The organism is Sunxiuqinia dokdonensis (assembly GCF_001270965.1).
Lineage (GTDB): Bacteria > Bacteroidota > Bacteroidia > Bacteroidales > Prolixibacteraceae > Sunxiuqinia > Sunxiuqinia dokdonensis.
This window is the reverse complement of sequence record NZ_LGIA01000149.1, coordinates 85747-98588: the sequence shown is the minus strand read 5'-3', so window position 1 is coordinate 98588 and position 12842 is coordinate 85747. Positions and strand designations below refer to the sequence as shown.

The window sequence follows — 12842 nt, the reverse complement described above, 5'->3', positions numbered from 1 at the left end:
AAATCGTTATTGTAAAACAAAGTTGATTGGAACCGTGTAAGATACTTTTACTGGTTTTCCCCTTTGTTGTCCTGGTTTCCATTTTGGAAGTGTGTTTACCACACGAAGTGCTTCTTTATCCAATGAATTGTCAACCCCGCGGGCAATTCGCGCATTGGTAATACTTCCGTCGGTATCAACAACAAAGTTCACGTAAACTTTGCCCTGAATTCCGTTTTCCTGAGCAATTACCGGATACTTAATGGAATTGGCAATAAACTTACGCAAAGCCAATTCTCCACCTGGAAATTCCGGCATGTCTTCAACGATAAAGAACACCTGACCTTCGTCGGCTTCTTCTTCTTCCTGAATAACCGGAGCTACTTCAATTGCTGTTTCTTCGTCAATATCGGTGTCTTCAATCTCAAGTTCGTCTTCGATTTCTGTTTCGTCGTCCACAATATTCAGCACCTCAACAACCTTTGGTGGCGGCGGCGGTGGTGGTGGTTTTACTTCTTCTTGACGGGTAATGGGGATGATCTCGTCTTCAACTTCCTGCTCAGCAACTGATCCTAAGGATGCAGCCTGATCTACTTTTGAGGTCCATTCAAAAGCAAGTAAGCAAAGACCTAGAGCAACCACAAAACCTATCTGAACAAAGATATTTCTTTTGTTCTCAAGATCGGCTTTTGGTGATTTCTTTGGTTCCATAATTCAGTTTTAGAAGTTTATTCTATTTTCAGAAACAATTTTTTTAATTGAGGGCTTAAAGATAAAAAATAATCTTCAAAACCAAGAGTTCAGTTCCTAAATAATTAACAGGACAATTTGGTGTTTTGTTTATTGGAGGACAAAACTAATAGGAACGTGGTAGGCAACCCGGACTGCTTTGCCAGCCTGTTTTCCTGGTCGCCACAAGGGCATGCTGTTCACGACTCGCAGCGCTTCCTTGTCCAGCGATGGATCAACGCCTCGAACAACGGTTGCATCACTCACTTGTCCATTGGTATTAACCACAAAGTTAAGGTAAACTTTCCCTTGAATGCCATTTTCCTTTGCGACCACCGGATAATCAACCGCCTTGGCGATATAACGAAGCAGAGCTTCCATGCCTCCGGGGAATTCGGGCATTTCATCAACAAAGAAGTAGACGGTTTCATCAACAAGTTCCTCCTCGCGATTTTTATCTATAAGGGCATTTACGTCAATTCCCTCGTCGGTCATTTCAGTGTCGAAAATATCAAGTTCCTGATCGTCTATTTCGGTTTCGTTGTCAACAAGCACAAATTCGGTGACGGTTTGAACCGGGGGCGCAAGCTCTTTTTTCTCTGGTTTGGTCAGCGGGATGATGACATCATCCGGAATATCCCATTGAACCTGTCCAAAGTCGTCCATTTCCTTAATCGGGGTTTTCCAGCTGAATGCCAAAAGGGTAAATGATAACGAAATAACCAGGCCAATGCTGAGTAAAAGTGGCCGTTTGTTTTCCAGATCAGCTTTCTTTGTTTTTTTTGTTTCCATAGCGTTTGATTTAATTGTTTAGAAATGAGAGGTTATTTTAAACCAGGGAAAACAAAAATCAAACCAAAATGAAATCGCGTTATGTATTTTGAAAATATTATTATATTTGCGGTGCAAAAAAAATGATGGGGGATTAGCTCAGTTGGCTAGAGCGTTTGACTGGCAGTCAAAAGGTCATCGGTTCGATTCCGATATTCTCCACTGAAAATGAAAGAGTTATAAGCAGTTGTTTGTAACTCTTTTTTATTTGTACTAATCGAAGGACTAACAAAATTCGTTGGAAAATAAAAAGGCAGTCCTCTGACTGCCTTTTCCGCCCCGATCTCTCGGGGAACTAACCTAAACCAACTAAACCTAATAAACCATGAGCAGCTGGAAATTGTGGTGTGCTGTCCCGAAAGACAGCGAATTCCCAGTTTGCTACTAACATACTTGTCACAAGCAAAAGCCTGAACAAGTACATTTCGATTTCGGCTCAAAGATATCAAAAAAAACAAAAGATGTGCAACGATATTATTGAATAATCCAATAAGAATGGTAGTTTTTAACAGCCAGTTAAAACCCGAGCAGTTAGTGGTCAGCCGTTTGGGTTTTGGTGTCCGTTGGTTTTATGGTCAGTTGAATGTGTAATGCTGGAACCCCAAAGAAATAGAAGAATAAATAGCCTGTCGAATTCGTTTAAACGAAGAGAAACGAATAAGGGAGAACCGAATTTTGGCCAGGCTCGTGAAGTTTAATTTGTTCATGAACAGCGTTTTGTGCTTGCATGCTGACAGACTACAGCCGATTGATGACGATTTCAGTATTTTAATTAGCAGAATAGCCCTAATTTTATACCTCAAACTAATCGAATTAAATTTTGACTTATGCGTTCAAAACTAGTTTTGATATTGCTTTTATTTTCGATGAACAGCTTTTCGCAGCAAAGTCCTAAACGAGAATTTAGGGCGGCGTGGGTGGCTACGGTTTCCAACATTGATTGGCCCTCGAAACCTGGGTTGAGTATTGCTAGTCAGCAGCAGGAGGCTCACGTGTTGCTTAACAAACTTCAGCAAATTGGAATGAATGCCGTCATTTTCCAGATGCGGCCTGCATCTGATGCATTTTACCCGTCCGACATAGAGCCGTGGTCCCGCTATCTGACAGGCACGCCCGGGCAGGATCCCGGCTACGATCCCTTGCAGTTCTGGATTGATGAATGTCACAAGCGAAACATGGAGTTTCATGCTTGGTTTAATCCGTTTCGTGTGGCATTGAAGTATGACGAACCTTTGGCTGCCGGACATGTCGCATTTGAGCATGAAGATTGGATCGTGAAATATGGCAATTCGCTTTATTTTGACCCGGGTTTGCCTGAAACACGCCAGTTTATTACCGATGTGGTCGTCGATGTGCTGCGGCGCTATGATATTGATGCCATTCATTTTGATGACTATTTCTACCCTTATCCGATTATTGGAGAAGCTTTTCCTGATACCCTTTCGTTTAAAAAATACCGGCGGAACTTTGCGGAGGAGCAACTGGAAGACTGGCGGCGCGAGAATGTTGATTTAACCATTGAGCAACTCAGTAAGGCGATCAAGTCGGTTAAGCCGTGGGTGAAATTTGGAATCAGCCCCTTTGGTGTTTGGCGCAACATGGCCGATGATGAGCGTGGCTCCTTGACTTCGGCCGGAAATACCAATTACGATCACCTGTACGCCGATGTGATCAAATGGATGGAGAATGGCTGGCTCGATTATTTGGTGCCCCAGCTTTATTGGCACATCGGATTTCCGGCTGCTAACTTTGAAGTCTTATCGCACTGGTGGAAAGAGCATACTTACGATCGGGCCTTGTACGTTGGTCATTCGGTTTATAAGTGTGATCCGGCATCCAGCATTTTGGAATGGCGGCAATGTAACCAGCTGCCAAATCAGGTTCGCCTGACCCGAAAGATCCCCGAGATCAAGGGGAGTGCGTTTTACAGCGCCAAGCATTTTTACCGCGATATTATTGGTTTTCAGGACACCCTGGAAACCAAGTTATATGCTCATCCTGCATTGGTTCCGGAAATGCCATGGATTGACAACCAGCCACCGGCGACACCTCGCAAAGTAAAAAAAGGGTGGGGGAAAGTGTTAAAATGGAAACCGGACAAAACAGAAAATGAGCTTGATAAAGCTGTTCGCTACATTGTTTACAAGAATAAGGTGGGTGAAGTTTTCGATCCGAATGACACCCGGTTCATCAGTCTGATTACGAAGGAAACGAAACTAAATCTGACCAAACGAACGAATAAAATAGCTTATGAATTTCGGGTGTCGGCACTTGATCGGCTTCACAACGAAAGCGAAATTTCAGAACCGGTGATAATCAAACTCTGATTTATGAAACGAGCATGTTTGGTTAACGCAAAAGAAAATGATTCAAGTGTGAGTTCCATCGGATCCATACCAAAACAAATAGTTCCATCTTATGAATCAAAAAATAGACTGCTTCATCACTTTCCACGGAAAGCAGGAAACACAGCATAGCATCAACCAGCTCAAACTTTCAAGGCAAGTGCAATCCGTATTTGTATTTTGCCAAAGCCAAGTTGAGTTGAAGGGAGCCGAAACACTGCTTGTCAGTCACCCGAATGCCACAAAAAGCATGGAGATGGTGGCCGAAAAGAGCACAGCCGGGTTTGTTTTATTGGCTTTGCAGTCAACTGCTTTGGGCCTGGGGCAATTTGCGCTGGAGCGGATGGTGCAACTGGCAGAATGCGGTGAGGCAAGTATGCTGTATGCTGATTATTTTGAATTGAAAGCTGGAGTCCGTTCCAACCATCCGGTGATTGATTACCAGATGGGAAGCCTGCGTGATGATTTTAATTTTGGGCCGGCTCAGCTTTTCCGCAGGGAGGTGCTGGAAAATTTCGTTTCTGAAAAATATCCCAACTACCAACATGCCGGTTTTTATGCATTGCGTTTGCTGGCTTCGCGAATGGGCGACCTATGGCGTGTTCCTGAGTTCTTGTTTAGCATGACGGAGACCGACACGCGCCAATCGGGCGAAAAACAATTTGACTACGTGAGTGGGCATGCCCGCGAAAAGCAGATTGAAATGGAGCAGGCCTGCACGGATCACCTGCGTAAAATTGGTGGGTTCCTGGAGCCGAATTTTCAGGCGGCTGATTTTTCGGGCGATTTCCCGGTGGAAGCGTCGGTGGTGATTCCGGTTCGTAACCGTATGAAAACTATTCGGGATGCGGTGGATTCCGTTCTGTCGCAAAAGACTGATTTTTCCTTCAACCTGATCGTTGTAGATAATTTTTCTACCGATGGAACAACCGAATTGCTGCGTGCATATTCCGACAAGCGGCTGGTTCATGTGATTCCGGAGGCTACCGATTTGGGAATTGGCGGATGCTGGAACGAAGCGGTGTTTCATGAAAAGTGCGGGCGGTTTGCCGTTCAGCTGGACAGTGACGATTTGTATTTTGATGACAGCACGCTGCAACAAATTGTCGATAAATTTTATGAAGAGCAATGCGCCATGGTCATTGGCTCGTACCAAATGTGTAATTTCAATCTGGAAGAAGTTCCACCCGGCTTGATTGACCACCGGGAATGGACACCGGAGAATGGCCCAAACAATGCGCTTCGCATTAATGGATTGGGTGCACCGCGGGCTTTTTATACACCCATCCTTCGCCAGATCCGGATTCCGAATACCAGCTATGGCGAAGATTATGCGGTAGGCTTGGCCATTTCGCGGACCTGGAAAATCGGGCGGATTTACCAGGCTGTTTATCGCTGCCGGCGTTGGGAAGATAATTCGGATGCCTCGCTCGATGTGGCGAAACAGAATGCGCACAATGCCTACAAAGATAGCTTGCGGACGTTTGAGCTGAGGGCGAGAATGAAGAAGAACCAAAGAGGATGAGTAAGAGCAAGCTTGAAATATCGGTCAGAGAAATAATTCAGCAACAAAAGCAAGTGTGGGAGCTCGCCAGAATCAACTATCTCGGGCTGGAAAAAGTGGAGACAAAAGCATTTGAGTTTGACGGATTCAAAATAGTGGCCCAATACAATCCCGAACGAATCCGTTCGTCGGCTGCCAAAACCGATGCCGAATCCATTGCCCGGCGTGCCTGCTTTTTATGTGCCGCCAATCGGCCGGCGCAGCAGCAGGGGGTTACTTTTGGCAAGCAGTACACCGTATTGGTCAATCCGTTTCCCATTTTCACTGAGCACCTGACCATTTCCTTGAATACGCATCTTGCTCAGGAAATTGCTCCCTACTTTGCTGATTTGTTGCAGTTGAGCAAACAATTGACCGATTTCACCCTGTTTTATAACGGTCCCAAATGTGGGGCTTCGGCACCCGACCATTTCCATTTTCAGGCAGGAAGCAAAAACAAGATGCCCCTTGATTCTGAAATTCGGCACGTGATTAACAAATGGGGCCAGTTGCTTTTTCAGGATGAACACACCAGCATAACTGCACTTGGGCGAAAGTACCTGCGCAACTTGATCTGTCTTATTTCTGATTCGGAACAAGAATTAATTCATCATTTTAAAATGATTCTGAATTTCTTGAATGAAGCTGAAACGGCAGACGAACCCATGATGAATATCGTGTCGCGCTTCGAAAATGGACAGTGGATCGTGGTCATTTTCCCACGCCGGCAACAGCGGCCGCAGCAGTTTTACGCCAACGGTAGTGATCAAATCCTGATCAGTCCGGCGTCGGTGGAAATGGGCGGGCTGGTTATTCTTCCGCGAAAGGAAGATTTTGACAAGCTGACACCGGATGATTTAACGGACATTTACAGGCAAGTATCTGTCGGCGACGAAGTTTTTGAGGAATTGAAAGACCAAATAAAAATGAAACGATGAGCAGACAACCAGAGATTCAGGTCGGCATTTTGGCCGAAAAAGTAATCACTTTTGAACTGGATGGACACTACAGTTTAAAAGAAGAAATGAGCGGCTCGCGTTTTCAGGCCGAGCTTTCCGGCGGGGAGATTGTGCTTAGCTCCGGCTCCGGTCAACAAATGAAAGGCAAGGAGTTTATTTTTCAGGCGAGTTCGGCAGCAGATTCTTTTTTGCTCGAGGGTGTGACCATCGGCATCGATTTTCACTGGGAACAAAAGGAGAACCAGCGGTTTCGCGGCGATTTAAAACTGACTGTTGAAGGCGAAAAAGTGCGGGCCATCAACTTGGTTTTGCTCGAAGAATATTTGCGTTCGGTGATTTCATCGGAAATGAGCGCCACCAGTTCGCCCGATTTGCTGAAAGCCCACGCGGTGATTTCGCGAAGCTGGCTGCTGGCACAAATCAAAAAGAGCGAACAACTGAAAGCCGGAACCACCAGCTACGCGTCCGTGCAGCAAATCGAGGGCGAATTGATCCGCTGGTACGATCGCGAAGATCACCAGCATTTTGATGTGTGTTCCGATGATCATTGTCAGCGCTACCAGGGAATCACCAAAATTATCAACGAGAAAGCCAGCCGGGCGATTGACGAAACCTTTGGCGAATTTTTAATGCTGGGCGATGAGACCTGCGATGCCCGTTTTTCGAAATGTTGCGGAGGCGTGTCCGAGAATTTTGAGAACGTTTGGGAGCCGGTTCAACACAGCTACCTTACCGAAGTGGTGGACTCGGAATATGGCGAAACCACCGGCATGGATTTGCGCCGGGAAGAGGAAGCCGAAGAATGGATCCGAAGCAGTCCGTATGCGTTTTGCAATACTACCGATGCGCAAGTTCTGGCGCAGGTGCTGCCGGATTTTGATCAGGCAACCACCGACTTTTATCGTTGGAAGGTCAGTTACACCCAGCAGCAACTTGCAGCCTTGCTCCTGAAGAAATCCGGCATCGACTTTGGCCAAATCATTCGCCTGGAACCTGTGGAACGTGGACATTCCGCACGCCTGATCAAGCTGAGAGTCGTTGGCGTTAAAAAGACGATGGTCATCGGCAAAGAGTTGGAAATCCGCCGGACTTTATCCGAATCACATTTATACAGTTCGGCCTTTGTGGTTGACCATCATGATGTGCAGGACGGAATTCCGCAGCGATTTGAATTGACCGGAGCGGGCTGGGGCCACGGCGTCGGCCTTTGCCAGATTGGGGCCGCGGTGATGGGCGAAAAAGGATACAGCTACGAGCAAATTTTAAAGCACTATTTTAGAGGTGCTGAGTTGAAGAAAATATACTAAACCTGATCAGATGAAAAAACCTGCCACACGCAATGCCTGGGCTTGGATTCCCTCCCTGTATTTTACCGAAGGACTGCCCTATGTGCTGGTGATGACCGTTTCGGTGATCATGTACAAACGGCTTGACATTTCGAATACCGACATTGCACTGTACACCAGTTGGCTGTATTTGCCCTGGGTGATCAAACCCATCTGGAGCCCCATTGTGGATAACCTGCGAACCAAGCGGTTTTGGATTATCAGCATGCAGCTGTTGGTTGGCGTGGCGTTGGCGTGCGTGGCATTTACCCTGCCCATGAACAACTTTTTTCAATATAGCCTGGCCTTTTTTTGGTTAATGGCTTTTAGCTCGGCCACACACGATATTGCTGCCGATGGCTTTTATATGCTTGGACTCAGCAAACACGACCAGGCTTTTTTCGTCGGAATTCGCAACACCTTTTACCGTTTTGCCATGCTGGCCGGGCAGGGTCCGCTGGTGATTCTGGCCGGGCACATGGAAACCATCGCCGAAAGTACCTCCTGGGCGTGGAGCATTACTTTTTTCATCTTTGCCGCACTTTTTGCCGCCTTTAGTTTGTGGCATCTATTTATCCTGCCCTATCCGCCAAGCGATGTGAAGCACGAGCACCAGTCGCTGGAAGAAGCCCTGGCCAAATTTTGGGAGACGTTCACTTCGTTTTTCAAGAAAAAAGGGATTGGTGTGGCACTGGTTTTCATCCTGGTTTTTCGTTTGGGAGAAGCGCAGCTGGTCAAACTGGCTTCGCCATTTTTACTCGACGAAGTTTCAGAAGGCGGGCTGGCTTTGACGACAAGCAATATCGGCTATGTGTACGGAACTGCTGGCATTATTGCGCTCACCCTGGGCGGGATTTTGGGTGGTATCGCAGTTTCGCGTCATGGCATTAAAACCTGGTTGTGGCCCATGGTCTTGGCCATGAACTTGCCCAACCTGGTGTATGTTTTCCTGGCTTTTGTACAAACCCAGCACCTGGGAATTGTAACAGCTGCCGTCGTGGTGGAGCAGTTTGGGTATGGCTTTGGTTTTACAGCCTACGTGCTGTTTATGATTTACCTGTCGGAAGGAAAACACAAGACCGCTCACTATGCGCTGTGCACCGGCTTTATGGCTTTGGGCATGATGCTGCCGGGCATGATCAGCGGCTGGATTCAGGAGCAAATTGGCTACCAGCTCTTTTTTGTTTGGGTGATGATTTGTACGATTCCTGGCTTCGTGATTATCAACTTTCTGAAGATTGATCCAAAATTTGGGGCGAAGGAAATATGATTTTTTTCACCGCAAAGGCGCAAAGACGCCAAGGGATAGTTGAAGGACAAACTTGTTGGCGGAATTTTGTTCTTGGCGACAATTCAATCCACAAAAAAAGCCCCTGAGAAACCAGGAGCTTTTTAATCTTTTATTTTCGTTCAATTAAGGTCACGGACCTATTTAATGTTTTTGGTTTCGCGTCTATCACAAATTGTTAAAGACTCGAAACATGATGCTAAATTATTCGCAGTACTTATTTGGTGTACTTGGCCTCATTTAAAAAGTCGAAGCTCTTTTCAACACTCACCAGCGGCTCGTAGTTGTAGCGTTCCACTTCAACAATGTAGTCTTTCATTCCGGCTTTTTTTGCCATTTTAAAAGCGGGTTCAAAATCCATTTTACCGCTGGCGCCTAGCTCTTCCACATCTTTCACATGGTACAACTCAAAACGACCGGGATATTTTTTGAAATAGTCCAGGGCATTCTTGCCACCTTCAGCAATCCAATACAAGTCCAACTGAAACATCACTTTTTTAGGATCGGTGTTCTGAACCAGGTAGTCGTAGAAAATATTGCCTTCCAACTCCGTCGTAAACTCTTGCGCATGGTTGTGGTACCCGAAACGAATGCCAGCTTTGTTGCACATTTCGCCTACGGTGTTGTAGTAGTCGCAATACTGTTTCAGTACAGCCAGGTCTTCGTATGATTCGCGGCCCATTGAGGGTTTTACAATCCACTTGGCGCCCGCAGCTTTGTGGGCTTCAATACAGGTTTTCCACCACTCCATCGCCTGATCCCATTCGCCCTCTTTTGGTAGGTTCATCCCACTGTGCGAACCTTTCATGGTCATGCCGTGCTTGGCCAGCAAGGCTTTAAATTCGGTGGGTTCCATGCCATAGAATTTGCCGTCGTTGTATCCGGCAGCCTCAACATAGGCGTAGCCAATTTCGCCCAGTTTAGCGATGGTTCCTGCGGCATCTTTGTTCATGTCTTCGCGGACAGACCAAAGCTGAATACCAATTTCCTTCTCTTTTTTAGGCGCTTTATTGCCAGCAAATACCGATGCTAAAAACGTCATGAGAATCAAAGCCAGCAATGTGCTTTTTGCTTTCAAATTAAAATTTGTCATGGTTATTGATTTAATATAAAATAGTTGATAAAAAATTAGTTGTCGAAGGCAAAGGTAACGAAAAGAATTTCCAGTTTGAAAATAAAGTGACAGCTTGCTAAGCATGTGAGAATCGGCCGATCGCTTGTTTTTTTTGTTTACAAACGTTAACAATAAAACACCTGCAAGTCTTTAAACCATCCCGCGGGTTTTCTGTCGTAGAACATGTAACCCACAAACACACGAACATGAATTTTGGAAAGATTCTTCTTTTTCTCTTTTTAATATTGAATCTGTCAGCGGTGGCCCAGCCACCAGAGGCGTTGGAGAATACGCCTGAGGCCAAGGCCATTATTCGAGGCCAGATTGTTGATTCGGAAACCAATCAAAGCATGGAATACGCCAATATTTCCATATTCAACCCTGAAGATTCTTCCCTGGTTTCCGGGGGAATTACTGACAGTAAAGGAGAATTTGTAATCAAGAATATCGACTTTGGGACCTACTATGTTGAGGCCAATTTTATTGGATTCAATAAAACAAGGATCAACAATATCCGCATCAATTCAAGCAATCGCCAGCTTAATTTGGGAACCATTGCCCTGGAGCCATCCACGCAGGAAATTGGGGCGGTCAATGTGGTTGCCGATCGTTCGCGCATCGAGTATAAACTCGACAAGAAAATTGTGAATGTCAGTCAGGACATCAATGCGGCTGGCGGAACGGCAGTTGACGTGCTGGAGAATACGCCGTCGGTTGAGGTGGACATTGAAGGCAACGTGAGCCTGCGCGGTTCAGGAAGTTTTACGGTGTTGATTGACGGAAAACCCAGCGTGATTGAGGGAAGCGATGCCTTGCGTCAGTTGCCGGCAGCGGTCATCGAAAATATCGAAATCATCACCAACCCGTCGGCCAAATACGACCCCGACGGAATGGCCGGGATCATCAACGTGGTCCTGAAAAAGAATGTGACCTCTGGATTCAACGGGATTATCAATGCCATGGTTGGGCGGGGAGACAAGTACCGGACCGACCTCACGTTGAACTATAAAACAAAGAAAACCAACTTGTTTTTTGGAGCTGATTTCAATGACGAAACGTATTATGGATCCGGAGATTTGTACCGCGAGACGTATCTTCAGGATACCACCAGGTACCTCCTTTCGAACGGAACAAGAGATTTTGGGCGGAATGGTCATCGCTTTAAAGGTGGACTCGATATTTATTTGACCGACCTGGCGACGCTGACCGTTTCGGGAACCTACGGGCAGTATGGCCGCACGGGGGGTGGTGAAAGTATGTTGCACGAATACACCGACCCGGCCAGTACCGATGTTTATTCGGTGGAAGTGGAGAACTCAAATCGCGAAGGGACGTATGTGAACACCAACCTCAATTTTCAGCAGAAGTTTAACGAAGAGGGGACGCACAAGCTCGATGCCCTGTTTTATTACTCCAATAGCAAAGGGGACGATTATGAGTTTGAAGATGAATTTTTTGCCAATTCAAACTTTGAACGAACCGGTGGTTACCTGACCCGGGTGCGAACCATTGAGGAAGAAGATGAAGACGAGTACCGCGTTGAGTTGGACTACACCAAGCCTGTTGGCGAAGAAGGCCGCTTCGAGGCTGGTTTTCAAAGCCGGATTGACCGCGAGTTTGAAAACTACTCGTTTAATGACTGGGACAATGAGAACAATCAATACATTGACAATCCCGATTTTTCAAGCTCGCAGCATTTCAAACGCGATATATTTTCCGGTTACAGTACCTTTGCCAGCAATTTCGGAAGTTTCAGTTACCAGCTCGGACTGCGCGGTGAGTACGTCAACCGGAGCATTGCTCATGAAAAAGCCAACGAACCAGCCGAAATCAATCGGTTCGACCTGTTTCCAACCTTGCACTTATCCTACGAGTTTTTGAATAAAACCCAGCTGATGACCAGTTACAGCCGGCGAATCGACCGCCCCGGCGGACGCGATCTGGATCCCTTCCCAAATTACTACAACCGCTACACCATTCGGTATGGTAACCCCGAATTGGATCCGGAATATACCGATTCGTACGAAGTGGGCATCATGAAAAGTTATGGTAAATCTTTTGTTTCGTTAGAAGGATTTTACCGTGTGACCAACAACCTGATTACCCAGGTGACCGAGTTGGGCGACGATGGAATATTCTATATCAACACCGAAAACCTGAACAACGATTATTCGTTGGGTTCCGAAATCATGGGAAACCTCAACATCGACGACTGGCTGGTCTTTAATGCCAGCTTTTCGATCTATCGCTACCGGATTGAAGGCGATATTTTGGGTGAATCCATCGACCGGAAAAGTACAAACTACACCGGACGGCTCAATACAACGGTGAAGTTTAGCCCTTCGTCGCGCTTGCAGCTCACCGGCTATTACCGCGGGCCTTCGGTTTCGGCACAGGGCGAAAGCTCCAGCTTCTTTTTTACCAACCTGGCCTATCGGCAGGACTTGCTGAAAGACAAGCTGACAGCAACCCTGGGCCTGCGCGATGCTTTTGGAACCATGAAATTTGAAAGGACTTCGACAGGAGTTGACTTTTACGACGTGTATAAGCGCGAACGCGAATCGCAGGTGCTGACCTTAACCTTAAGCTACAAAATCAATAACTTCAAAATGGAGCGAAATGATGGCGATGGCACCCGCGAAATGGATTTTGACGATGGTGGATTTTGAGTTTTCACATTTTAGTTAGTGAGTAATTGAATGAAGGAGGTCTGCGGGCCTCCTTTTTTA

General features: G+C 46.3%; 9 protein-coding genes and 1 tRNA gene. 7 read left to right on the top strand and 3 right to left on the bottom strand.

Annotated features, from left to right (window positions below; genetic code table 11):
• Positions 1-6 precede the first annotated feature (6 nt).
• Positions 7-690, bottom strand: a complete 684-nt coding sequence (locus NC99_RS09965) for an energy transducer TonB (protein WP_053183130.1) — start codon at positions 688-690, stop codon at positions 7-9.
• 129 nt (positions 691-819) lie between these two features.
• A complete protein-coding gene (locus NC99_RS09960) occupies positions 820-1500 on the bottom strand; it encodes an energy transducer TonB (protein ID WP_053183128.1) in 681 nt (226 codons plus the stop codon).
• 127 nt (positions 1501-1627) lie between these two features.
• On the opposite strand from NC99_RS09960, the gene NC99_RS09955 reads away from it, so the two are divergent.
• The 6 genes from NC99_RS09955 (at position 1628) to NC99_RS09930 (ending at position 8981) form a co-directional block, all read left to right on the top strand.
• Positions 1628-1701 (top strand) — tRNA-Ala (locus NC99_RS09955).
• Positions 1702-2366: 665 nt separating this feature from the next.
• The gene (locus NC99_RS09950) at positions 2367-3866 is read left to right on the top strand and encodes a glycoside hydrolase family 10 protein (protein ID WP_082326412.1); all 1500 of its coding nucleotides are present in this window, start codon (positions 2367-2369) and stop codon (positions 3864-3866) included.
• Positions 3867-3957: 91 nt separating this feature from the next.
• Positions 3958-5409 (top strand): glycosyltransferase family 2 protein, encoded by a 1452-nt coding sequence (locus tag NC99_RS09945; RefSeq protein ID WP_053183122.1) that lies wholly within the window; start codon positions 3958-3960, stop codon positions 5407-5409.
• Complete coding sequence (locus tag NC99_RS09940; RefSeq protein ID WP_053183119.1) at positions 5406-6365, top strand: DUF4922 domain-containing protein; 960 nt, start codon at positions 5406-5408, stop codon at positions 6363-6365. Before NC99_RS09945 ends, NC99_RS09940 begins: the two co-directional genes overlap by 4 nt.
• Positions 6362-7693, top strand: coding sequence for a SpoIID/LytB domain-containing protein (locus tag NC99_RS09935; protein WP_053183117.1), 1332 nt, complete (start codon positions 6362-6364; stop codon positions 7691-7693). The genes NC99_RS09940 and NC99_RS09935 overlap by 4 nt, the downstream gene beginning before the upstream one ends.
• Before the next feature lie 10 nt (positions 7694-7703).
• Positions 7704-8981: an AmpG family muropeptide MFS transporter gene (locus NC99_RS09930; RefSeq protein ID WP_053183114.1), complete on the top strand. Its 1278-nt coding sequence runs from the start codon at positions 7704-7706 to the stop codon at positions 8979-8981.
• 235 nt (positions 8982-9216) lie between these two features.
• Here the strand turns inward: NC99_RS09930 and NC99_RS09925 are convergent, their stop codons facing one another.
• Positions 9217-10092: a sugar phosphate isomerase/epimerase family protein gene (locus NC99_RS09925; protein WP_082326411.1), complete on the bottom strand. Its 876-nt coding sequence runs from the start codon at positions 10090-10092 to the stop codon at positions 9217-9219.
• A gap of 227 nt (positions 10093-10319) precedes the next feature.
• On the opposite strand from NC99_RS09925, the gene NC99_RS09920 reads away from it, so the two are divergent.
• On the top strand, positions 10320-12782 hold the full coding sequence (locus NC99_RS09920; RefSeq protein ID WP_053183111.1) for an outer membrane beta-barrel family protein: 2463 nt from the start codon (positions 10320-10322) through the stop codon (positions 12780-12782).
• The last annotated feature ends 60 nt before the right edge of the window (positions 12783-12842 follow it).